At 43.7% G+C, this 318-nt stretch carries 2 tRNA genes; both read right to left on the bottom strand.

Annotated features, from left to right (window positions below):
* Window positions 1-22: 22 nt before the first annotated feature.
* Window positions 23-107, bottom strand: a tRNA-Leu gene (locus HC728_RS19935).
* Between the two features lie 89 nt (window positions 108-196).
* Window positions 197-273 (bottom strand) — tRNA-Met (locus HC728_RS19940).
* Window positions 274-318 lie beyond the last annotated feature (45 nt).

Below are 318 nucleotides of genomic sequence, written 5' to 3' on the forward strand. Positions count from 1 at the left end.
AGATTCTTACGAATCTAAATAATGGTGCGGTCGGAGAGACTTGAACTCTCACACCTCGCGGCGCCAGAACCTAAATCTGGTGCGTCTACCAATTCCGCCACGACCGCACAAATTTTATAGTGAAATTAGAGATTGGTGATCTAACAACACTTTTTCCTTTCTTACTTATTCTCAAATTAATGAGCAAGAGAAAGAATGGTGGCTACTACGGGATTTGAACCTGTGACCCCATCATTATGAGTGATGTGCTCTAACCAGCTGAGCTAAGTAGCCATTCAATTAATGGTGCGGACGGAGAGACTTGAACTCTCACACCTC

The sequence above is a fragment of the Aliivibrio sp. S10_S31 genome, from assembly GCF_014694495.1.
Lineage (GTDB): Bacteria > Pseudomonadota > Gammaproteobacteria > Enterobacterales > Vibrionaceae > Aliivibrio > Aliivibrio fischeri.